This is a genomic window from Phytohabitans sp. LJ34 (assembly GCF_052068095.1).
Lineage (GTDB): Bacteria > Actinomycetota > Actinomycetes > Mycobacteriales > Micromonosporaceae > Phytohabitans.
Genome location: NZ_JBQHDG010000012.1, coordinates 224,787 through 245,907, shown reverse-complemented (window position 1 = coordinate 245,907; position 21,121 = coordinate 224,787). Strand labels below are relative to the sequence as shown.

23 protein-coding genes are annotated in these 21,121 nt (G+C 72.7%); 4 read left to right on the top strand and 19 right to left on the bottom strand.

Features of this window, described 5'->3' with window-relative positions:
- Positions 1-3: 3 nt before the first annotated feature.
- The 4 genes from ACTMTJ_RS22585 to ACTMTJ_RS22570 are packed head-to-tail and all read right to left on the bottom strand — an operon-like array spanning position 4 to position 3,779.
- Positions 4-1,296 carry an MCE family protein gene (locus ACTMTJ_RS22585; protein ID WP_441219663.1) on the bottom strand — a complete coding sequence of 431 codons (1,293 nt, stop codon included), beginning with the start codon at positions 1,294-1,296 and terminating at the stop codon, positions 4-6.
- Entirely contained in the window at positions 1,293-2,081 is a 789-nt protein-coding gene (locus tag ACTMTJ_RS22580) for an MlaE family ABC transporter permease (protein WP_441219661.1), read from the bottom strand. The genes ACTMTJ_RS22585 and ACTMTJ_RS22580 overlap by 4 nt, the downstream gene beginning before the upstream one ends.
- A gap of 1 nt (position 2,082) precedes the next feature.
- Positions 2,083-2,835: an MlaE family ABC transporter permease gene (locus ACTMTJ_RS22575; RefSeq protein ID WP_441219659.1), complete on the bottom strand. Its 753-nt coding sequence runs from the start codon at positions 2,833-2,835 to the stop codon at positions 2,083-2,085.
- Positions 2,832-3,779, bottom strand: coding sequence for an ABC transporter ATP-binding protein (locus ACTMTJ_RS22570; RefSeq protein WP_441219657.1), 948 nt, complete (start codon positions 3,777-3,779; stop codon positions 2,832-2,834). Before ACTMTJ_RS22570 ends, ACTMTJ_RS22575 begins: the two co-directional genes overlap by 4 nt.
- A 123-nt stretch (positions 3,780-3,902) precedes the next feature.
- Between ACTMTJ_RS22570 and shbA the strand changes: the two genes are divergently transcribed.
- Both shbA and ACTMTJ_RS22560 read left to right on the top strand, forming a co-directional pair.
- On the top strand, positions 3,903-4,487 hold the full coding sequence (gene shbA, locus ACTMTJ_RS22565) for an RNA polymerase sigma factor ShbA (RefSeq protein WP_441219655.1): 585 nt from the start codon (positions 3,903-3,905) through the stop codon (positions 4,485-4,487).
- Positions 4,484-5,281 carry an anti-sigma-D factor RsdA gene (locus tag ACTMTJ_RS22560; RefSeq protein WP_441219653.1) on the top strand — a complete coding sequence of 266 codons (798 nt, stop codon included), beginning with the start codon at positions 4,484-4,486 and terminating at the stop codon, positions 5,279-5,281. The genes shbA and ACTMTJ_RS22560 overlap by 4 nt, the downstream gene beginning before the upstream one ends.
- An 8-nt stretch (positions 5,282-5,289) precedes the next feature.
- On the opposite strand, the gene ACTMTJ_RS22555 is transcribed toward ACTMTJ_RS22560, so the two are convergent.
- The 12 genes from ACTMTJ_RS22555 to ACTMTJ_RS22500 form a co-directional block, all read right to left on the bottom strand.
- Positions 5,290-5,937, bottom strand: coding sequence for a hypothetical protein (locus ACTMTJ_RS22555; RefSeq protein WP_441219651.1), 648 nt, complete (start codon positions 5,935-5,937; stop codon positions 5,290-5,292).
- Positions 5,918-6,292: a PadR family transcriptional regulator gene (locus ACTMTJ_RS22550; RefSeq protein WP_441219649.1), complete on the bottom strand. Its 375-nt coding sequence runs from the start codon at positions 6,290-6,292 to the stop codon at positions 5,918-5,920. Before ACTMTJ_RS22550 ends, ACTMTJ_RS22555 begins: the two co-directional genes overlap by 20 nt.
- A gap of 57 nt (positions 6,293-6,349) precedes the next feature.
- Positions 6,350-7,516, bottom strand: a complete 1,167-nt coding sequence (locus ACTMTJ_RS22545) for an AAA family ATPase (protein WP_441219647.1) — start codon at positions 7,514-7,516, stop codon at positions 6,350-6,352.
- Between the two features lie 10 nt (positions 7,517-7,526).
- Positions 7,527-8,792 carry a WD40/YVTN/BNR-like repeat-containing protein gene (locus tag ACTMTJ_RS22540; RefSeq protein WP_441219645.1) on the bottom strand — a complete coding sequence of 422 codons (1,266 nt, stop codon included), beginning with the start codon at positions 8,790-8,792 and terminating at the stop codon, positions 7,527-7,529.
- A gap of 22 nt (positions 8,793-8,814) precedes the next feature.
- Positions 8,815-9,327 carry a sigma-70 family RNA polymerase sigma factor gene (locus tag ACTMTJ_RS22535; protein ID WP_441219643.1) on the bottom strand — a complete coding sequence of 171 codons (513 nt, stop codon included), beginning with the start codon at positions 9,325-9,327 and terminating at the stop codon, positions 8,815-8,817.
- A gap of 1,380 nt (positions 9,328-10,707) precedes the next feature.
- On the bottom strand, positions 10,708-11,298 hold the full coding sequence (locus ACTMTJ_RS22530) for a TetR/AcrR family transcriptional regulator (RefSeq protein WP_441219641.1): 591 nt from the start codon (positions 11,296-11,298) through the stop codon (positions 10,708-10,710).
- The gene (locus ACTMTJ_RS22525; RefSeq protein ID WP_441219639.1) at positions 11,298-12,200 is read right to left on the bottom strand and encodes an SDR family oxidoreductase; all 903 of its coding nucleotides are present in this window, start codon (positions 12,198-12,200) and stop codon (positions 11,298-11,300) included. Before ACTMTJ_RS22525 ends, ACTMTJ_RS22530 begins: the two co-directional genes overlap by 1 nt.
- Positions 12,201-12,236: 36 nt before the next feature.
- Positions 12,237-13,124: an ATP-binding cassette domain-containing protein gene (locus tag ACTMTJ_RS22520; RefSeq protein WP_441219637.1), complete on the bottom strand. Its 888-nt coding sequence runs from the start codon at positions 13,122-13,124 to the stop codon at positions 12,237-12,239.
- A gap of 12 nt (positions 13,125-13,136) precedes the next feature.
- Entirely contained in the window at positions 13,137-13,931 is a 795-nt protein-coding gene (locus tag ACTMTJ_RS22515; RefSeq protein WP_441219635.1) for a hypothetical protein, read from the bottom strand.
- A complete protein-coding gene (locus tag ACTMTJ_RS22510; RefSeq protein ID WP_441219633.1) occupies positions 13,928-14,602 on the bottom strand; it encodes a hypothetical protein in 675 nt (224 codons plus the stop codon). The genes ACTMTJ_RS22515 and ACTMTJ_RS22510 overlap by 4 nt, the downstream gene beginning before the upstream one ends.
- The gene (locus ACTMTJ_RS22505; protein WP_441219631.1) at positions 14,599-15,453 is read right to left on the bottom strand and encodes a hypothetical protein; all 855 of its coding nucleotides are present in this window, start codon (positions 15,451-15,453) and stop codon (positions 14,599-14,601) included. The genes ACTMTJ_RS22510 and ACTMTJ_RS22505 overlap by 4 nt, the downstream gene beginning before the upstream one ends.
- Positions 15,450-15,989, bottom strand: a complete 540-nt coding sequence (locus ACTMTJ_RS22500; RefSeq protein WP_441219629.1) for an RNA polymerase sigma factor — start codon at positions 15,987-15,989, stop codon at positions 15,450-15,452. The genes ACTMTJ_RS22505 and ACTMTJ_RS22500 overlap by 4 nt, the downstream gene beginning before the upstream one ends.
- A gap of 106 nt (positions 15,990-16,095) precedes the next feature.
- On the opposite strand from ACTMTJ_RS22500, the gene ACTMTJ_RS22495 reads away from it, so the two are divergent.
- Positions 16,096-16,665: a hypothetical protein gene (locus ACTMTJ_RS22495; protein WP_441219627.1), complete on the top strand. Its 570-nt coding sequence runs from the start codon at positions 16,096-16,098 to the stop codon at positions 16,663-16,665.
- A 434-nt stretch (positions 16,666-17,099) separates the two neighbouring features.
- Here ACTMTJ_RS22495 and ACTMTJ_RS22490 read toward each other — a convergent pair whose 3' ends face one another.
- The 3 genes from ACTMTJ_RS22490 to ACTMTJ_RS22480 are packed head-to-tail and all read right to left on the bottom strand — an operon-like array spanning position 17,100 to position 20,453.
- On the bottom strand, positions 17,100-19,001 hold the full coding sequence (locus ACTMTJ_RS22490; RefSeq protein ID WP_441219625.1) for an FtsX-like permease family protein: 1,902 nt from the start codon (positions 18,999-19,001) through the stop codon (positions 17,100-17,102).
- A gap of 3 nt (positions 19,002-19,004) precedes the next feature.
- Entirely contained in the window at positions 19,005-19,766 is a 762-nt protein-coding gene (locus tag ACTMTJ_RS22485; protein ID WP_441219623.1) for an ABC transporter ATP-binding protein, read from the bottom strand.
- 60 nt (positions 19,767-19,826) lie between these two features.
- Entirely contained in the window at positions 19,827-20,453 is a 627-nt protein-coding gene (locus tag ACTMTJ_RS22480) for an FMN-dependent NADH-azoreductase (protein WP_441219621.1), read from the bottom strand.
- A 36-nt stretch (positions 20,454-20,489) separates the two neighbouring features.
- Between ACTMTJ_RS22480 and ACTMTJ_RS22475 the strand changes: the two genes are divergently transcribed.
- On the top strand, positions 20,490-21,116 hold the full coding sequence (locus ACTMTJ_RS22475; protein ID WP_441219619.1) for a TetR/AcrR family transcriptional regulator: 627 nt from the start codon (positions 20,490-20,492) through the stop codon (positions 21,114-21,116).
- The last annotated feature ends 5 nt before the right edge of the window (positions 21,117-21,121 follow it).

Genomic DNA, 21,121 nt, shown 5'->3' with positions numbered 1-21,121 from the left:
CGCTCATGGTGCGTTCACCACCGCTCCGCGCAGCAGCGGGCCCCACAGGAGCACCGCGATGTCGGGCACCTCGACCGGCAGGAGGCCGGTGACCGCGCTGACGATCGGCTTGATGAGGTCGCGCTCCTCGGCGGTGCCGGCCGAGCCCATCTCCGGCGCGTCCGGCGGGCGGGTGCCGGCGGCCGCCTGGGTCGTCGAGGGCAGGCCGATCGGCAGCTTGGGCGACGTGCGGTCGCCGCCGTAGTCGTACCCGTCGTTGATCGGGTGCTCAGGCGCCGGCACGCGCGGGTTGGGCAGGCCGTAGCACTGTGGACCGTTGCCCGCGCCGTACACGGGCTCGTCGCGGCCCCGCTCGTACTTGCCGCCGTCCTTGGTGATCTCCAGTGTGATGTGGAACTTCCCGCCTTCGAACGTCTCCTCCACGCGCGGCTGGAGCGCCACGAGGCCGCGCATCAGGCACGGGTACTCCGGCGCGTAGGTGGCCAGCAGCTCCAGCACCGGCCGGCTCACGTCGCCGAGCCGGATCAGCTGGTCGTCGTGGCGGTCGAGGAAGAGCCGGGTGGTGTCGGCGGCCGCGGTGGCGCTGGCGAGAAAGGCGGCCAGCTCCGCCTTCTGGTCGACCACCGTGTTCGCGGTGACCGTGACGTCGCGCAGGATCGAGAGCAGGTCGGGCAGCGCCGCGTCGTACGCGTCGACCACTGTGGACAGCTTGCGCACGTCGTCGGCGATGACCGGCATCTCCTTGTTGAGCTCGCCGAGGTAGTCACCGGTGCGCACGAGGGTCTGGCCGAGCCGCTCGCCCCGCCCGTCGAGCGCGGCGGCGAGCGCGCCGAGCACCGCGGCGAGCCGGTCGGGGCGGATCGACTGGAGCAGCGGCAGCGCCTCGTCGAGCACCCGCTCCAGCTCGACGCCGTTCCGGCTGCGGTCCTGGGTGATGACGGCGCCGTCCCGGATCGGCGGGCCGGTGCCGCCGAGCAGCGCGACGTAGCGCTCGCCGAAGAGCGTCTTCGGGAGGAGCCGCGCGGTCACGTCGGCCGGCACCTGCCGGGCCAGCGCCGGGTCGAGCGCGAGGCGCAGCCGCGCTCCCCGGCCGTCGCTGTCGACGGAACGCACGTCGCCGACGACCACGCCGCGCAGCTTGACGTCGGCGCCGGGGCTGAGCTGCATGCCGGCCCGCTCGGCGTCGAGCGTCACCCAGGTGACCGGGGTGAACACCTTGCGGTACTGGAGTACCGAAGCGGTGAGCGCCGCCACGAGGAGCAGCACGAACGCGATGCCGAGAATACGATGTCTCATCCCGCTATCCGAACCGTCGTCGTGGCGCCCCAGATGGCGAGCGAGAGGAAGAAGTCCACGATGTTGACCGCGACGATGGAGAGCCGCACCGCCCGGCCGACCGCCACGCCCACGCCGGCCGGCCCGCCGGTGGCCGTGTAGCCGTAGTAGCAGTGCACCAGCACGATGATGACCGCGAAGACGAGCACCTTGAAGAACGACCACAGCACGTCGACCGGCGGCAGGAACAGGTCGAAGTAGTAGTCGTAGGTGCCCGCCGACTGTCCGAAGTAGAAGACCGCGATCGTGCGGGTGGCGAGGTAGCTGGAGAGCAGGCCGATCACGTACAGCGGGACGACGGCGACGAACGCGGCGATCATCCGGGTGGTGACGAGGAACGGCAGCGACGGCACGGCCATCACCTCCAGCGCGTCCACCTCCTCGGAGATGCGCATCGCGCCGAGCTGCGCGGTGAATCCACACCCGACCGTCGCGGAGAGCGCGAGCGCGGCCACCAGCGGGGCGATCTCGCGGGTGTTGAAGTACGCCGACACGAAGCCGGTGAACGCGCTGCTGCCGATCTGGTTGAGCGCCTGGTAGCCCTGGAGCCCCACCTCGGTACCCGTGAAGAAGGTCAGGAAGCAGATGACGCCGACGGTGCCGCCGGCGACGGCGACGGCGCCCTTGCCGAAGCTCACCTCGGCCAGCAGGCGCACGACCTCACGCTTGTAGCGGCGGACGGTGCGCGGCGTCCAGGCGAAGGCCCGGAGGTAGAAGGCGAGCTGCGCGCCGAGCGTGTCCAGCACGTCACGCCCCCTTCTGCGGGACGACCTGGAAGTAGATCGCCGTGATCACGAAGTTGAGCGCGAAGAGCAGCATGAACGTGATCACCACGCTCTGGTTGACCGCCTCGCCCACGCCCTTGGGACCGCCTTTGGCCGTCATCCCCTTGTACGAGGCGACGAGCGCCGCCACCGCGCCGAAGACGAGCGCCTTGATCTCCCCGACGACCAGGTCGGGTAGCTGGCCGAGGGCCTGGAAGCTGGCCAGGTACGCGCCCGGCGTGCCGCCCTGGAGCACGATGTTGAAGAAGTAGCCGCCGCCCACGCCGACGACGTTGACGAGGCCGTTGAGCAGCACCGCGACGAGCATCGAGGCGAGCACGCGGGGCACGACGAGGCGCTGGATCGGGTCGATGCCGAGCACCCGCATCGCGTCAAGCTCTTCGCGGATCTTCCGCGCGCCCAGGTCGGCGCAGATCGCGGAGCCGCCCGCGCCGGCGATGATGAGCGCGGTCACGATCGGGCCGGCCTCCCGCACCACGGCCAGCACCGAGGCGGCACCGGTGAACGACTGGGCGCCCAGCTGGCGTACCAGAGAGCCGAGCTGGAGCGCGATGACCGCGCCGAACGGGATGGAGACCAGCGCGGCCGGCAGGATGGAGACCGAGCTGATGAACCAGGCCTGCTGGACGAACTCGCGCACCTGGAACGGCCGGCGCGGCAGCCCGCGCAGGGTGTCGAGGCTGAACGCGACGAAGTTGCCGGTAGCGGTGATCATCGGACACCTGCCGCTTGGAACGACCCGGCCGGCGGCTCCACACCGTTCGCGATGCACCAGGCTCCCGGCGGGTGCTCGGCCGCGCGCGGCAGGCCGTTGGAGGGGCGCAGCTGAAACGGGATCGGCGGAAGCGGCGGAAGCTCCACACCGGCCTCCGCCTCGGCCCGCAGCTCGTCGGCGTCCTTCTCCTCGGCCATCCCGATCGGGCCGACCCGCTGCGCGTTGAGGAACTGCCGCACGACCGGCTCGGTGCTGGAGAGCAGCATCTCCCGCGGCCCGAACATCGCCAGATGCCCGTGGTAGATCAGGCCGATGTTGTCCGGCACCGTACGCGCGGTGTTGATGTCGTGCGTGACGATCAGGAACGTCGCCTCGGTCTGCTGGTTGAGGTCGATGATGAGCTGGTTGAGGTAGGCCGTGCGGACCGGGTCGAGGCCGGAGTCCGGCTCGTCGAAGAGCACGATCTCCGGGTCGAGCACGAGGGCCCGGGCCAGGCCGGCGCGCTTGCGCATGCCGCCGGAGATCTCGCCGGGCAGCTTCTCCTCGGCGCCGACGAGCCCGACCATCTCGAGCTTCTCCCGCACCACGTCCCTGATCTGCGACTCGGTGCGGCGGGTGTGCTCGCGCAGCGGGAAGGCCACGTTGTCGTAGATGTTCATCGAGCCGAAGAGCGCGCCGTCCTGGAAGAGCACGCCGAAGAGGCGGCGCACCTCGTAGAGCTTGCGCTCGGAGAGCCGGGTCAGGTCGTGTTCCGCGATCCAGATGGACCCGCGATCCGGCCGCAGCAGGCCGACGAGCGTCTTCAGGAAGACCGATTTGCCGGTGCCGGACGGGCCGAGGAGCACCGAGATCTCGCCCGCGGGCAGGGTCAGGCTCACGTCCGACCAGACCGGCTGGCGGCCGAACGACTTGGTCAGCCCCTCGACCCGCACCTCGACTCCCACGTCTGTTGCATCGCGGCGGCGCCGGCGGGCGTAACAACCAATTTCTTCCGGTGGCCATTCGGGCTGCTCACCGGTACGGTGCTGGAGTTAACCCCCGGGTAACGAAGGTGCTCTCCCCACGTCATGACGGCAACGATCGATCCGGAGCTCGTCGCTCGCGCCGCCAAGCGCGACTCCGCGGCGACGTCCGCCCTGCTCGCGGCGCTGCGCCCCGGCCTGGTCCGGTACTGCCGGGCGCGGCTGGGCCGCATCGGCGGCGCGTACACGACGGCCGACGACGTCGCGCAGGAGGTCTGCCTCGGCGTGCTGCGCGCGCTCCCGCGTTACCGGGAGGAGGGCCGGCCGTTCTCCGCTTTCGTGTACGCCATCGCCGCCAACAAGGTCGCCGACGCCCAGCGCGCCGCGATCCGCGACTCGTCCGCTATGTCCACCTCCGCGGAGGTGCTCGACCGCCCGGACGCCGCGCCCGGCCCCGAGCAGCAGGCCGTCTCCACCGACCTCGCCCGGCGCCTCTCCGCGCTGCTCGACCGCCTCCCGCAGGCACAGCGCGAGATCATCCTGCTACGCGTCGCGGTCGGGCTCCCCGCCGAGGAGGTCGGCGAGGTCATGGGCATGTCGGCGGCGGCGGTCCGGGTCGCGCAGTCCCGCGGGCTGGCCCGGCTGCGTACGCTGGCCGGGAGTGCGCTCGACGAGGTGAGTGCGGCATGACCGACCGAGGCAAGGCCGAGCAGCCGGTATCGGTGGCGCAGATCGCCGCCGACGACCGGCTGCTGGACGCGCTCGGCCGCGGCGAGCCGGTCGACGACGACCTGGCCACCGACCCCGCGGCGGCGATGCTGGCCGCCTGGCGCGCCGACCTCGACGCCGACGAGGTCTTCCTGGACGAGCCGGTGTCCGCTCCCCCGCTGCCCGCCGGCGACCCGCGGCGCAAGCGCCGGCTGGTCCAGGCGATCCTGGGCGCCGCGGCGGCCGCGGTGTTCGCGGTCGGGCTCGCGATCACCGCGCATCAGGCCCAGCCGGGCAGCGTGCTGTGGCCGGTGTCCAAAGTGGTCTATCCGCAGCGCGCCGAGGTCAAGGCCGCGGAGAAGGCGATCGCGGACGCCCGCGAGGCGCTGGCCGAGGGCCGTCCGGCGGACGCGCGGTCACTGCTGGCCACGGCCGCCGAGCACATCGCCCGCATCGACGACCGCGACACGGCCGCGCGCTTGCGGGCGGAGGTGGACGCCCTCCTCAGCACGCTGAACGCCGCCACCGCGCCCCCGCCGGCGGCCACCACCCCGGCACCCGGCACGTCCACGCCGCCACCCTCACCGCGCACCAGCCCGCCGGGCTCGTCCGGGGGCACAAAGCCCGCACCCCCGCCGGAGGGCGGCGATCCCGCCCCGGAGCCGTCGACGTCGTCGGGCGGGCTGCTCCCGGACCTGCCCCTGCCGACCCCGCTGCTCCCGCTCCCGCCGCTGCCACTCCCGACACTGCCCCCGATCCTCCCCGGCGGCGACTGACCCGGGCGTCAGCGGTGGCCGAGCATCGGCGCGACCGCCCACCGACGCGCCGCGACGGCGCCCGCGGCCAACGCGCTGGCGACGATCGTGGCCTCGATCATGAGCACCGGCGTGGCGGTGTTGTAGTCGACCAGCGACGCGAACCCCATCGTCACCGGCACCACCAGCGCGCCGGCCACCGGCACCGCCACCGCGGTGGCGGTTACCGTGCGCTCGCGCACCGGGTCGCCGCGCATCCCCCGATCGATGGCGATGAGGACACCGGCCACGAACACCACCGCGCAGAGGCTGTAGCGGGTGACCAGATCGAGCTCCAGCGGCACCAACCACCACCGCCAGGCGAGAAACCAGGCCACGACCACGCCCGGTGCCGCGCCGACGAGCCCGGCGAGGAGCAGTCGGCGGTACTCGAACGACACAAGGCGGACGCCCGCGCTGGTGGCCAGGTCGCGCGCGAACGTGGTCAGCTCGTCGGGATCGATCAGCCGGTCGGGAGGCACGCCGTCGGCGGCGGACGCGACCAGCTCCATCCGGAGGTCGTCGCGGAGCGCGGCCCGGTCTTCCGCCAGCACCCGCATCCGGCGCCACTCCCGGTCGGCGCGGCCGAGGACGCGCTCGATCGCCGCCTCGTCCCGGTCACCTCTTGGCTGCTCCATGACCCCTCCCGGCCAGCGTGGCGTCGACCATCCCCGCGAAGTCGGACCACTGGCGGGCCCAGCTGTCGAGGGCCGCCCGGCCACTGTCGGTCAGCTCGTACACCTTTCGCGGTGGGCCGGTGGGGCTCGTCCGCACCTCGTCGGCGACCAGGCCGAGCCGGCGCATGCGGGTCAGCAACGGGTAGACCGTGCCGTAACCGACGCCCTCGACGCCGGCCTCCTCCAGCCGGCGGACCACCTCGTAGCCGTGCGCCGGCGCCTTGGCCAGCAGGGCGAGCAGGCACATGTCGAGCACGCCGCGGAGCAGCTGGGTGCGCCGCTCGGCCGACTCCTCGGCACCGTTCGCAGCTACCATGCCACGCATAATACCGGCGGTACTAGGCGCCGCCTAGTAGGAACTCGAAGTGGGCGGCTAGCGCTTGGGCCACTGCCAGGCGGGCTGGTCGAAGCGCCCCTGCCCGGCCACACGGGTCTCACCCAGGTCCTTGACCAGCTCGATCCGCACCAGGTCCGGCTCGTCGTGGGTCAGCGCGTCGATCAGCGGGCGGCTGTGGCTGACCACCACCACCTGGGTACGCGCCGCGCCGCCCGCGATCAGCGCGGCCAGGGGCCGGATCAGCTCGGGGTGCAGGCTCGTCTCCGGCTCGTTGAGCACCAGCAGCGCGGGCGGGCGCGGGGTCAGCAGGGCGGCCGTCCACAGTAGATAGCGCAGGGTGCCGTCGGAGAGCTCGGCGGCGCCGAGCCCGCGCAGCAGGCCGGGCTGGCGCAGCCGCACCTCGAAGCGCCCGCCCTCCACCTCGATCTCCAGCCGGCTGCCGGGAAACGCCGCGTCGATCGCGGCGTCCAGCGCCTTGCCCTCCCCGATCTCCCGGATCGTCTGGAGCGCGGCGGCCAGGTCGCCGCCGTCGTGGCCGAGCACCGGCGTCCGCGTACCTACCCGCGCCTCGCGCGCGGGCGCGCCGGCGTCGGTGCGCAGCTGGTCGTAGAAGCGCCACGACCGCACCCGCTCGCGGAGGGTCAGCAGCTCGGGCGCGCGCTGCGGGTCGGTGTACTCGCTGAGCATGCTGTCGAACGGCCCGACCGCGTCCGGAAACGCCGACCAGGCGCGGCCCTCGCGGATCCGCAGCGCGGTGCCGGCCCGGTCGACGAGCTGCGTCGCCGACCGCAGGATCGGCCCGGCCCAGACCACCTCCCGCTTGACCTGGGGGTCCAGCCGGAAGGCGGACTCACGCGCCTCGTTGGGCAGGCCGAAGTCGATCGCGTATCCGAGGTCCTCGCCGCCGAAGCCCAACTTGAGGCTGATCGGGCCGCGTCGCACGGTGCCCTCCACGGGGTACTCGCCGGCCCGCACCGCCTTGCCGATCGTCGCCGGGCCGGCCCACAGCGTGGAGGGAAGCCCGCCCTCGCGGGCCAGCGCGGCCACGGCGCCGTTGCGGGCGGAGTCGGCGAGCAGCCGCAGCGCCCGGTACAAGCTGGACTTGCCGGTGCCGTTGGCCCCGGTCACCACGGTGAGCTGGCCGAGCTCCACGACCAGGTCGCGCAGCGAGCGGTAGTTTTCCACGGCCAGGGTGCCGATCACCCCGGCCACGCTACCGAACGGCGGGCGGGCCCACGTACCGCCAGGTGACCCCGTCCTCGGAGAGCCAGGCGCCCTTCGAGAAGGGGTGGCCGCTCTGCGCGTACCCGCCGGGGACCTGGACCGCCGCGCCACCGGGACCGGCGGGCAGCGCCCGGACCGTCGTACCGCCGTCCACGCTCTCCAGGAGCAGCGCCGGCTGGCCGCCCTCGGGCCCGGCCTGGATCAGCAGGCGGCCGCCCGCGCCCATCGCCGCCGTGATCGACCGCCCGCCCACGTCGTACCGCGCGGGCATCGCCGTCCACGTCCGTCCGCCGTCCACCGTGCGGTGGATCCGCAGCGTGCCGCCGACCCGGCCGACCGCGTACACGGTGCGGCCGTCTTCGGTGGCGACCGCGACCGAGCCGAACCCGCTCTCGGAGGAGACCAGCGGCTCCGTGAACGCGTGCCGCTCCCACCCGCGCCCACCGTCGCGGCTCCACTCCACGACGCTCCCGACACCGGTCAGGTGACCGTCGGCCGCCGTGTCGGTGCCCGTGTACCCGCTGACCCACAGGCCCGCGGACGGCGGCAGGCCGCCCGCCACCCGCGGCTGGGAGAGCCCTCGCTGCGGTACCGACACCACGTCGCCGGTCGCCGGGTCGGCCGCGACGATGCGCTCGATGAAGGGAAGCTCGTCCAGTACCACCCAGCCGTCCGGTATCGCGGCCACCTCGCGCGGCTCGATCTCGCGCCAGGTCACGCCGCCGTCGGCGCTCGCGTGCCAGGTCTGCGCCGGCGGGAAGCCCGCGGCCTTGTCCGCCTGCGACCTCGCCACCAGCGTGTGCGGCCCCACCGCCCGCAGGTCGATCAGCGCGCCTCCCCCCGCGACGGGCAGCGAGGTGCTCCGCCACGTCGCACCGCCGTCCGCGGTGGCGGCCACGAAGTTGGGGCAGTTGACGCCGCGGCACTCGTTCCAGCGGATGTACATGTGGTCGAGGTCGCCCACGACCATCGCGCCGTACCGGAGCCCGCCGGCGGCCGGATCCGGCGTGAACGGCGTGGAGGGGCCGAACGGCGGCGTCGTGGCGACCCCGCCCCCCGGCCCGGGTGCGGGCGCCCCGTCGCCGGCCAGACCGACCGCGGCGCCACCCACCCCCACGGCCGTGACGACGAGGGCCGCGCCGGCCACCCGCACCCGCCGCTGGCGTCGCGCGTGCCGCCGGACCACGTCGGCGAAGTGCGGCTTGAACGCGGTCTCGGCGGCCCGCCCCAGCCCGTCGAAGTCGATGTCAGGCATGGTCGTTCTCCAATCGGTCCACTCAGGAGGGTGCTTGGCGGCTGGGCGCCGGCTCGTCGTCGAGGTGACCGGCGAGCGCCCGCCGCCCGCGCACGAGGCGGGTCTTCACCGCCTCGACCGAACACGCCAGCGCACGGGCGACCTCGGCCACCGGCAGATCGGCGATATGGTGCAGCACGACCGTCGCACGCACGTCGCGCGGCAGCCGCTGGAGCGCGGTCACCAGCGCCACGTGGTCGGGCGACAGCCCGTCGACCTGCCCCGGCGGCCGCTCCACCCGCCCGCTGCGCACCAGCCGGTCGAAGAGCACCCGCCGCCGGTGGCGGGAGCGGGCGAGGTTCATCGCCACGGTCCGCAGCCACGCCTCAGGGTTGTCCACCTGCCGCAACGCCCGCGGCCGCGCCAGCGCCCGGACGAACGCCTCCTGCACCAGGTCCTGCGCCTCGGCGAAGTCACCGGTCAGCGCGAACATCTGCGCCACCAACCGCCCGGCCGAGACCGCGTACACCTCCCGGACGTGCTCCCGATCGTCCACCCTCACCCCCGTCACGGCTGCGTCATTGGTACGACTCCCGAGCCACCCGCCAGGTGACACGCGGCTTCTTCCTGGGGGCGTCCTCGGCCTTTCGCGGCCCCTCCTCGGTCGTTCGTCGACCTTCCCCGGACAGATTTGCCCCGGTCCGCGTCACCTGCGGACCGCATGCTCCCGCGGGCACCGCTCCGGCCGGCGGCTCGCTAGCGCTCCCCGAGACCCCCGGCCTCCGCTGCCGGGCCCGCGCCGCAAGCCCACCACGCGCGGCGCCCGCGCCTGGCTTGAAGCGCCCGGGCGACCAGGACCGGCGATGATGCGGGCATCGGGCCGCGCGACCGCACCCGCCGCCTTGCGGCCTGCCCGGCCCCTTTTGGGTGAGTGTGGCCGGTGGGGGCGCCCGGTTATCGCGGAACTGACAGAAAGCAGGCGGACTACGTGGTCGAGCCGACGTGGCGCCTTCAGTCGCGGCACCAATCGTAAAGTCGGCCAGCCGGTGAATTGGTGGTAGCCGGCGCGAGAAGCACTGCGGCCCGGTCCTGAGACAAAGGGCGGCTTTGCCTGCTGTGGGCGATGGTGGGCGAAGCAGCGATCTCACCGGCATGGGTTTGTCCGGTGTGGACGCCGGCCCTCGAGACGGCTCGGCGTGGTCGCGGCTGTCGCCGTGCCCGGGGTGGGCGGGCTGGCCAGGGTGGGCGGCCTGTTGGCTGGTCGAGGTGTTTGCGCTCGGCGTCGCGTGTCTCTGCTGCTCGGGCGGGGTGGATGTCGGGGCTGCGGGCGACTGTCGAGTCGGGTCCGGTGGTCGGGTTTCGGACGGGCTCACCGCCCGTGCGGCAAAAGCGCTGTCGCGTAGGTGGCGCCGGCGGTGGCCGTGGCGCTGGATCAGACCCCAGGCGCGATGGCGCTCATGCTCGCGACGGAACTCGTCACGCTCGGGAGAATAGTTACGCGACGCGGTCCGATCCCGCATCTCGGCGAGCGCGGTCGAGGTGAACAACTGCAACTGCCGCATGGTCAATTGTCTCGCAGTGGTCGGGAAATTGCTGCCCCCAAACCGATGGTCGATCATGCCGGAAACCTTTTGCGCGACCGATCGGTGCGGCTGCCGATATGCCTAGAGTTTGGATATGCACGATAGCGGTGTTTCGCGAAAGGTCAAATGATGAATTGTCGAATCGCTCGGCGACGATCCGCCGATTACGGCCAGCGGCCACCGCGCTTCGGACCAGCCGAAAGAGCTCCACCCCAGGTGGTGGACATCGCCGCGGTCCGATCGGCGTCCCACACCGCCTGAGACATCCCACCCCCACGAGCCATCTAGCATGATCCCGAAGGGAAAAGGGGAATTCAGCGACGAAGCCACCTTGACTCCACAAGGCTCAAATGTCATGACGGGCTTGTAGTGCGGTGCGGTGCCAGCACGGCTTCCAGGTGCTCGCGCATCCAGTTGGCGAGGGTGTTTTCGCGGTGGATCGCCCAGCCGATCATCGAGCCGTGGTAGGTGGTCTCCACCAGCTTCGCGAGTTTCGCCACGTCGGTGCCGGGGCGCAGCTCGCCGGCGGCAAGAGCCGCGTCCAGGTCGCGCGCGACGCGGGCGCGGACGGTGCGCGCGCCGCGGAGGGTCTCGGCGTGAAAGGCGGGATCGGAGAGGTCGAGTTGGAGCATCGCGACCGAGTTGGTCATCTGCTCGGGCGTGGTGACCGGCTCGACGGCGTGCACCAGCCCGTCGACGATGCGCGTGAGCGGCGAGGTGGCCGTCGAGCGGTCCAGGGCGTCGACCCAGAGGTCAATCCCTCGTTTGTCGGCCGCGAGCAGGAGCTCGCGTTTGGTCCCGAAGCGCTGGACGAGCGTGGCGGCCGACAGGCCGACCTCCGCGGCGGCCGCGGCGAACGTCACGCGTGCCGGGCCGACGCGGTGGGCCAGGGCGAGGACGGCGTCCAGGACCGCCTCGTCGCTGATCGTGCGTGGACGCGGCATCAGGCGGACGCCGGCATCCCGCTGGTCAGCATCTCCTGGCGGGCTTCGAGGTCGACGGCGCCCCAGTCCGGTCGGGCGCCGTCGATGTCGACCAGGTCGTAGGCGCGCATGAGGTCCCACGAGCCGAGGCACTGACCGGCGAACCTGTCCCGGTCGGGGTCGGAGGCGAGCGCGGCAATCCCGCGACCGAGCAGGTGTGGCGTCTCGGAGTGGCTGAAGTAGGGCACCCGCTCGGCCGCCTCGCGCCAGGTCTGCTCCGTGACGCCGAAGTGGTCGAGCATCGCCTCCGACCGCAGGTATCCGGGTGTAACAGCCAAGGCCGTGACGCCGTGCGGCCGCAGCTCGTGCGCGAGCGCATGCCCCATGCGGGCGACGGCGGTCTTCACGAGGTCGTAAGCCATGTTTCCCCGGTAGGGCACGTCATACTTGCCGTCACCGACCTCGACGACAAGGCCACCCGCGCCCTCGAGCATGAGCGGGATCGCGAAGTGGCTCGTGATCAGGTGTGTCTCGACGCCGTTGCGCAGGACGTCGAGTGTCGCGTCGAGCGGATGCTGCCACAACGGCTTGTCCTGCACGAACGGGTCGCCGCCCCAGACGTCGTCGACGAGAATGTCGAGCCGGCCGTGGTCGCCGCGGATCCGCTCCACGAGCGCGCGGACGTCGTCCGCGTCGGTGTGGTCGCAGCGCACGGCGATCCCTTCACCGCCCGCCGCGGTGACGAGCTCGGCCGTGTCTTCGATCGTCTCCGGGCGGTTCATCGGTGAGCGCCCGGCCCGCGTGGAGCGCCCACTGCCGTAGACGGTGGCGCCGAGCGCGCCGAGCTCGATCGCGATCGCGCGGCCGCAGCCGCGGGTGGCGCCGGTGACCAGGGCTACCCGGCCAGCGAGAGAGTTAGGCATTCCACGACTATAAACGAACGTACGTTTACTAACAACCTAGGGCCGCATCACGCCCCCCGGCGATCCGCCCTGTGCCAGTGCCAGGTAGCCGTCCTCGAGCGTCGGCTCGAGGGGTTCGGCACCGGGCGCGGGTGGTGCCGCGGCGACCACCCGGTACCGCAACCCGCCCTCGGCCGGCAGCGCGGACACGACAGTCCCGGCGGTCGGCGCAGGCCCGGCCGTGACGACCGACCACACTCGACGGTCGGCGCGGCGGGTGAGGTCGTCGACCGTGCCGCGGAAGACCAGGCGCCCCTTCGCCAGCACTGCCAGCTCCCGGGAGGTCTGCGCGATGTCGTCGACGATGTGGGTGCTGAGCAGCACCGTGCGCTCGCCCGCGAGCTGGGACAGCAGCGTGCGAAACCTGATCCGCTCCTCCGGGTCGAGCCCGGCGGTCGGCTCGTCGACGATCAGCAGGCGCGGGTCGGCGAGCAGGGCCTGGGCGATGCCGACGCGGCGGCGCATCCCGCCCGAGTAGCCGCGCAGCCGGCGGTCGGCGTCGGCGGTGAGCGCCACCACCTCGAGCAGCTCACCCACGCGGCGCCGGCGGGTGGTGCGGTCGTCGATGCCCTTGAGCAGGCCCACGTAGTCGAGGAACTCGCGGGCGCTCAGGTCGGGGTAGACGCCGAGGTCCTGCGGCAGGTAGCCGAGCACCCGCTGCACCGACTGCCGGCCGGCGCGCGTCGTCACGTCGTACCCGCCGATCCGCACCTCTCCCGACGTGGGCCGCAACAGGCCGGCGAGGATCCGCATCAGCGTGGTCTTGCCGGCGCCGTTGGCGCCGAGTAGGCCGAACATGCCGGTCGGCACGAGCAGGTCCAGGCCGTCGAGGGCCGGCCCTTTGCCCTTGTACGTCTTCGTGAGGCCGGAAATCTCGATCCGCAAGGGACTCTCTCCTTATCGAGTGGTGCGGGCGCGCAGCGCGGGCGCGGCGGTGAGGACGAGGGTGGCGAGCGCGAGCAGCACGCCGATGGACAGCCAGGCGGTGGCGGCGGTGGCCTCGGGGCGCAGGAAGTTGAACATGGCGCCCGGCACCGGCCCGGCTATCTTCAGCCCGTCTTCCGGACTGGGGTAGCCGAACAGCGCCTGCGTCGGATAGCTGCCGATCGGCGTTATCACGGTCGACGAGAGCGTCGGGATCACGCCAGGGCTGACCGCGTTGCCCCAGAACCAGTACCCGACGAACAGCACACGGAACAGCGGCGCGGGAACGAGCAGCGGCACCACGAGCGCGAACGCGCCGACGAACAGCACCGCCGGCAGGATGACCAGCGCGAAGAGGCCGGCCGCCCAGGCGAGCGCGGCGGGCCGGCCGGACGTGGCGGCGTAGAGCGCCGCGAATCCAAAGTAGACGATCGCGGGCGGGATGGCCGCCGCCGCGCAGGCGCCGAGGTGCTTGCCGGCCAGCCGTCCCCCGGCGGAGGCGGGCGTGGCGTCGAGGATCGACGCGACACCGAGCCGGTCGTCGCGCACCAGGCGGTCGGCGAGGAAGCAGCCGTAGATGACCGGCAGGATCACGTTGACGAGCACGGCGGCGGAGGCCACCGTCTCCTTCACGTCCGGGTCGTGCAGCAGGTCGCCGAGGGTGCGGGCGCTGAGCAGGCCGATCAGTGCCACGACGACGCCGTTCGCGATCCACATCGACCGCTTGCGCACCTGCATCAGAAACTCGTACCGGAACGCCGCGGTCATTCCGCCTCCCCGCGCAGCAGCCGCTCGGAACGCCCGAGCAGCACCCAGCCGAGCACGCCGAGGGCGAGCGCGGTCGTGACGAGCGTGACGCGGTTGGCGGTCCAGTCCTCCGGCACCGCGCCGCGGGTGGTCGCGAAGAGGTACACCAGCCGGAACCAGTAGTGCTCCTGCAACCCGGCGAAGACCTGGTCGACGATCCAGACGGTGGCGACGAGACCGCCGGCCGCGGCCGGGCTGCGGAAGGCCGCGCCGCCCAGGAACCCCAGCCCGGCCAGCCACAGGGTGGGTGCGAGCCAGATGAGCTGGCCGCTGAGCACCCCGCGACTCTCCGGCCACCAGCCGGTCGCGAGGAGGCCGGCCACCAGGAGTACCGCGAGCAGGGCCGCCCAGCCGAAGGTGACCGCGAGCCGGCGCAGCAGCGTCGAGCGGTACGCGGTCGGCACGGTCAGCTGGAGCTCGACGGCCGGGTCGCGGCCGACCAGCGAGGCGGCGCCGACACCGGCGGCCAGCGGCAGGGCCATCTCCAGGGCGGCCACGAGGTTGCGGTCGGTGTCCGCGCCGCCGTCGAGCAGCGCGATGAGCACGAGGGCGGCGGTGGCAACGGGCGGGGTCAACAGCGCGGTCCAGCCCGCGCGCCGCACCTCGTACCGCCAGAGGTCGATTGGTCTCACACCGGGTGGGTAGCGCGGTGGCGCCGGATCGGTTCACCGCGGCCGGCGAGAAACACGGCGAGCGCGGTGAGCGCGGCGGCGGTCAGCACGGTGCCGGCGTTCGTCGCCCACACGAGGCGTACCGCGTCGAGCCCCCAGTCGGCGTCGTCGAGGAAGCCGCCGGCCAGCACCCGCAGCGACCACAGCACGACCGCCACGCCGGCCGCGACGTCGGCGCCGAGCCACACGGCCAGCACGAGACTCAGCGCGGACAGCAGCGCCATCGGCCCGAGCCACGCGTCGACGAGCGCGAACACGCCACCCGGATCGCCGCCCAGCACGGCGAGCACCCCCGAGGCGGCGAGCGCGAGCACCAGGTCGTACCCGAAGACCAGCGCGATCCGGCTGAGCAGGATGAGCGCGGGGGCGGTGGGCGTGGCGGCGACAACCTCGAACGCCGGATCGCGGCGCGGCCCGTACAGACCGGCGATGCCGAGCGCGGCCACGACCGGCGCGACGAGGGCGAACACCTGCCCGGTCAGGCCCGGCGGGGACGCCGCGGCCAGCGCCACGCCGAGCGCCATCACCAGCGCGGAGGCGATCGGGACCGCCGGCCGCACCAGCCGCGCCTCGGCCCGCAGCAAAGCGAGGGAAAACCAGGCCGGTCGCCGGGTGGCCGGCGGCGGCCCATCCAGGGCGCTGCGCAGCAACACGCGGTGGACAAGCTCCGGGCCGGGCGGGTCCTCCCCGGTCCCCGCCAGGGCACGCCAGGCCGCCACGTCCGCGCGGCAGGTGGCGCACTCGGCGAGGTGGGCCTCGTGTGCCGCGCGTTCCGCCGGAGGTAGCGCGCCGGTGACGTACTCGAGGTTCATTTCGGCACCTCCTGGGTGGCGAGCGTGCGGGCCAGCGCGGCCCGGGCGTGGTGCAGCCGGCTCTTGACCGTGCCGACCGGCACGCCGAGGACGGCGGCCGCCTCGGCCAGCGGCAGGCCGGCGACGAAGACCAGCGCGACGACGTCCCGCTGGTGGTCCGGCAGGTCGCCGACCGCGCCCGCGAGCGGGCTGCCGCCGGCGGCCGCGATCGCCAGATCCTCCGGCCCGGGCGCCGGATCCGGCCGGTCGACCGCCTCGAACGGCGCCGGCGGCGGCTGGCCGCGCAGGCGGTAGTACGCCTGCCGGCGGGCGATGCCGAAGAGCCAGGTCGAGACGGCCGACGCACCCGCGTACCCGCCCGCCGCGCGCCATACCGCCAGCATCGTGTCCTGAAGGATCTCCTCCGCGACCATCCGGTCACCGGCCAGGCGCAGCAGGTAGCCGAAGAGGCGGCCGGCATACGCCTGGTACAGCCGCGCCAGAGCGCCGCCGTCACCCCGCGCCACCAGCGCCAGCAGCGCCGCGTCGTCGTCCATCACTGGTTGGTAGCACCCGGCGGGCGGAAAGGTTCACGCGTTCAAAGCGACCTCTCAGCTATCCGGTGAAGCCGGACTGAAGCAGCGCCGTGCTTGGATGCCGACCATGACGAAGCCTGCCAGGCTGACCGGCCGCTGGCCGACGGCGCTGGCGATCGTCACGGTGGCGTTCGCGATCGGTCTGATGGCGATGGTCGACAACGAGGCCGAGCTATTTGGCCCGAGCGTCGCGCTGATGGCCGGCATCTACATGCTGGCGTACGCGATCGGCCGCCCGTGGACCGGCTGGCTGGCGTTTCCGATCCTCAGCACCGTGATGTCGGTGCTGCACGTGCTCAACGACCTGGACGTGTCGTGGGCCAACCCGTTCGTCGGCATCGTGGTGGTCGTGGCGGTGCTCTGGCTGCTGGCGGTCGCGCGCCGCCGGTTCACCGACGTCGACACGTTCTCGCTGCAAACCGCCGGCATGCTCGCCTTCGGGATCATCACGCTGATCTGCGCCGCGGTCGCACCCCGCCTCGGCGCGGCGGTGGCCGGCCTCGGCTTCCTCGCGCACGGCCTGTGGGACGCCTACCACTTCAAGGTGAACAAGGTCGTACACCGCTCCTGGTCGGAGTACTGCGCCGTAATCGACATCCCGACAGGGATAGCGCTGATCGTCGTCGCACTGCTCTAGCAGGCACCGTTTTCCCAAGAGGCAGATTTGCCCACGTCCGCGCCAGCTGAAGACCGTATGCTCCCGCGGGCCGCCGGCTCCGCGGTTCCAGAGCAAACCCTTTGCCTCCGGCGGGAGCGCTCCGGGCCCATCGGGATGGCAGGGGTGCGCACGGCCTCTTTCCGCACGGCGTCGGATTGTCCACAATGTCACTTGCCGGGTCGGCCATGAGGCGCCTCAGCGGGTCGTTGCCCTCGTGAGAGCCGGGCGGGGCAGGGGTGAGGCGGGACCAGCGGCGGACGGGTGAGGCCGCGGGAGCAACGGCATGGACCACGGCGCACATCGCGGTAGCTCAAATCTTTATCTAAATGAGGGATCAGAGGTCGAAAGCGCGACAAAACGTTCATAGCGGGTTGATCTACCCAGAACGCGATGCTGACTCCGAAGGTGGGTGGCTACTCGCGGGCGGCGACCAGGCGGATTGGCGGTGTGCGGGTGGCGGAGAGTGTGGTGAGCACGCTCGCCGCGGCCACGATGACGGTGGCGCCGAGGGCGACCAGGCCGAGGAGTGCCCACGGTGGGCTGGCCGCGCTGATCCCGATCATGTCCTTGATCGCGTAGGCGATGCCGATCACCGTGCCGGCCGCGGCCAGCGTGCCGAGCAGCAGGCCGATGGCTACGACGCCCAGTGCTTCGGCCAGGGCGGCGCGTACCACCTGCGCGCGGGTGAGGCCGGTGACGCGGGCCGCCGCGAACTCGCCGCGGCGGTCGGAGGCGGAGATCACGACCGCGTTGACCATCGCGATGACCGTGTAGAGCATCGCCATGCCGAGTAGGGCGACCATGACGTCGATGCTCTGGCGCTGCTGCTCGTCGGCGTACGTCTCGATCCACTGCCCGGCGGTGCTCACCTGGCCGAGACCGGCGAGCCGCGTGGCGACGGTCTGCGGGTCGGCCGCCCGCACGGTGTACCGCCGGGGGCCGCCGTCCGGCATCAGGTCGGGCGGGAGCAGGAAGAACGGCCCGGCGAGCGTGTCCGGCAGCAGCGCGACGATCCGCAGCTTGTCGGGCCCGCCGTCGATCCGCACCGGGATCGTGTCGCCGACCCGGTAGTGCGTCTCGGGCGAATAGCTGGGGCTGACCGCGATCGTGGCGCCGCGCAGGTCGGTGAGGCTGCCCGCGGTCGGCACCAGGCGGTGGGTGCGGGCGTACGCGGCCGGGTCGACGGCGACCGCGTCGACGCCCTCGTAGGTGACCTCGCCGTCCCCGTAGTCGAAGCCCATGTCGAAGAGCAGCGGCGCCTCCTCGGAGACCGCGTCGACGCCTGGCACGGCGGCTACCTGGTCGCGGACCGGGCGGTCGGCGTCGACTACCAGATCGGCACGGAGGTCTCGGGCGACCTCCTGGCGGCTGGCTTCGGTGATCGTGGACATCGTGCCGGCCATGCCCACCACGAACGCGACGAGCACCATGATCGGGGCGGCCGTCGAGGCGCTGCGCCGTACGCCGGCGCGCAGGTTGGCGTGTGCGAGCACCCCGAGCCGGCCCCGGAAGAGCAGCCCGAACGGCCAGCTCACCAGCGGCACGACCAGCGGGGCGAACGCGGTGAAGGCGATCACCAGCGTGAAGCTCACGAAGATGGACAGCGGCAGCGCCGCCTCGCCGCCCAGCGTGGGCACCAGGATGAGCAGCGCGATGCTGCCGGTGAGGAAGAACGTGCCGAAGACCCACCGGGACGCCGTCATCACCCGGGCCGCGCCGCCGACGTCGCGGAGCGCCTCCAACGGCCGCACCTTGGCCGCCCGCCGGGACGCCGCCAGCACGCCGAGCACGGCGATGCCGATGCCGGTGCCCGCGGAAACGTAGACGATCCAGGACCGCCACTCCCCCGCGAAGCCCGCGGGCACGAAGCCGAAGCTGTTGAGCATCGAGGCGTGCAGCCGCATCACCGGCAGGCCGACGAGCACGCCGAGGGCGGAGCCGAGCGTGCCGAGCAGCAGTGCCTCGCCGACCAGCAGCGTGCGCACCTGCCGCCGGCCGGCACCGGTCAGCCGCAGCAGCGCCAGGTCGCGGCGGCGCTGCGCGACGGTGAAGGCGAACGTCGAGCTGACGATGAAGATCGCGACGAACGCGGCGAGCCCCATCGTCATGCCGAGCAGCGCGACCGCCCCGTCGTAGCCGTCGGCCAGCTCGCGGGCCTCGGCGGCGCTGAGGCCGGGCGGGATCTTCGCGGTGGCCGCCGAGACGAGGGTCAGCAGCGACGACTGGACGAGTGCGACGCCGAGGCAGACCGTGACGATCGCGCCGACGAAGACCTGCCAGCGGTCGCGAAACGTGCTCCACGACATGCGCAGCATGACCTACTCCTCCCACCGGGCGAGCAGGTCGGCGACCTGGCGGGTGGTGGGCCGCTCCAGCCGGTCGACCACCCGCCCGTCGCCGAGGAAGACCACCCGGTCGGCGCTCGCCGCGGCGGCCGGGTCGTGGGTGACCATGACGATCGTCTGGCCGCCGTTGTCGACCATCGCCCGCAGCAGGCCCAGCACCGTGCGCGCCGACTTGGTGTCGAGCGCACCGGTGGGCTCGTCGGCGAAGAGCACCGCCGGGCGGGTCACCATCGCCCGCGCGATCGCCACGCGCTGCTGCTGGCCGCCGGAAAGCTCACCGGGGCGGTGCCGCGCGCGGTCGGCCAGGCCCACCGACGCCAGCACGTCGCGCACGACCCGCCGGGGCGGCCGCTGGCCGGCCAGGCGCAGCGGCATCGCCACGTTTTGCTCGGCGGTGAGCGAGCCGATCAGGTTGAAGCTCTGGAAGACGAAGCCCATCACGGTGCGGCGCAGCCGGGTGAGCTCGGCGTCGGAGGCGTCGGTGATGTCGCGCCCGGCGACCCGCACCCGCCCGGACGTGACCTTCTCCAGACCGGCGGCGCAGTGCAGCAGCGTCGACTTGCCGGAGCCGGACGGCCCCATCACCGCGGTCCACGAGCCGGCCGGGAAGGCGATGTCTACATTGTCCAGTGCGCGCACGGCGGCGCTCCGCGTCCCGTACACCCGGGACACGCCGCTGAGCTCGACCGCCTCGGCCACGAGCTGTTGCGTGATATGGGTTTCCACGTACACCATTGCAGCCGGCATCGAGCGGCGGCACAGTAACGCCAACGGGCCTCTTGAAGGTAGGGCTAGCTAGACCTTCGCCACATCGCGGGCGCGGGCGTGGGCTGCCCGCCGGCCGGGGTCGGCGTCGGCGACCGCCAGGTTGGGGCGGAAGTAGATCTCCTCGATGTCGGTGATGCCGGCCCAGCGCAGCCAGCCACCGAAGAACGGGACCTGGAAGTCGGCGCCGAACGAGGGCGGGCGCCCGTCGCCGTACACCGCGCTGGTGTAGACCACCGTGGCCTTCTTCCCCACCAGCAGCCCGGTGTAGCCGTGCTCCGGGTGGAACGAGAACACCATCCCGGGCTGGCTCACCACGTCGATGAACTGCTTGAGGATGTAGGGCACGCCCGAGTTCCACATCGGGACGCTGAAGAGGTAGCGGTCGGCGGCGGCGAAGCGGGCGAACGTCTCCTTGGCCAGCCGCCACGCGACGGCCTGGTCGCCCTCCGGGTCGGCGCCGGCGAAGACCGCCATCTTCGCCGCGGCCGCGTCCGGACCGAACGGCGGCAGGGCACCCTCGTCCCACAGGTTCCAGGTCTCGACCGCGTCGCCCGGGTGGCTTTCCCGGTAAACCTCCAGGAAGGTCTCCGCGATGGCGAGCGACTCGGACGCGGCGCCGCGGGGCGACGCGGAGATGTGCAAAAGGCTGGTCATGGCGCATCCTCCACGGAATTGGACTACAGTCCGGTTATGGCTCCAGACGCTACCGGACCACGGTCCGCTTCCACCAGCGGTGCCGACGAGCTGCTCGTGTTGCGCTCGTCACCGCCCCGCGAGCGCGCGGACGCCGCCCGCAACCGGGTCGCCGTGCTCGACGCGGCCGCCGCGCTCTTCCGCGAGCACGGCGTGGCGGCGGTGTCGATGGACGCGATCGCCGCGGCCGCCGGCGTGGGCAAGGGCACGCTCTTCCGGCGGTTCGGCGACAAGGCCGGGCTCGCCGTGGCCCTGCTGGACGCGCGCGAGCGGGAGCTCCAGGACGCGATCCTGTTCGGCGCGGCCCCACTCGGTCCCGCGGAGCCCACTTCCGGCAAGCGGCTCGTCGCGTTCGTCGACGCCTACGTCACGTACGCCCTCGACCACCTCGACCTGCTCCGCGTGTCGGAGACCGGGTCGCCCGGCGCGCGCTACCGGATCGGGGCCTACCGCTTCTGGCACCGCCACGTCGCGCTGCTGCTCGCCCACCGCGCCGACCCGGACGCCGACGCCCACACCCTGCTCGCCCCGCTCGCCGCCGAACACCTCCGCGCCGTCGTGGCCGACCTCGGCGCTGATCGGGTACGTGGCACGATGCGCTCTCTCGTTCGCGACCTGGTTTGACTAGA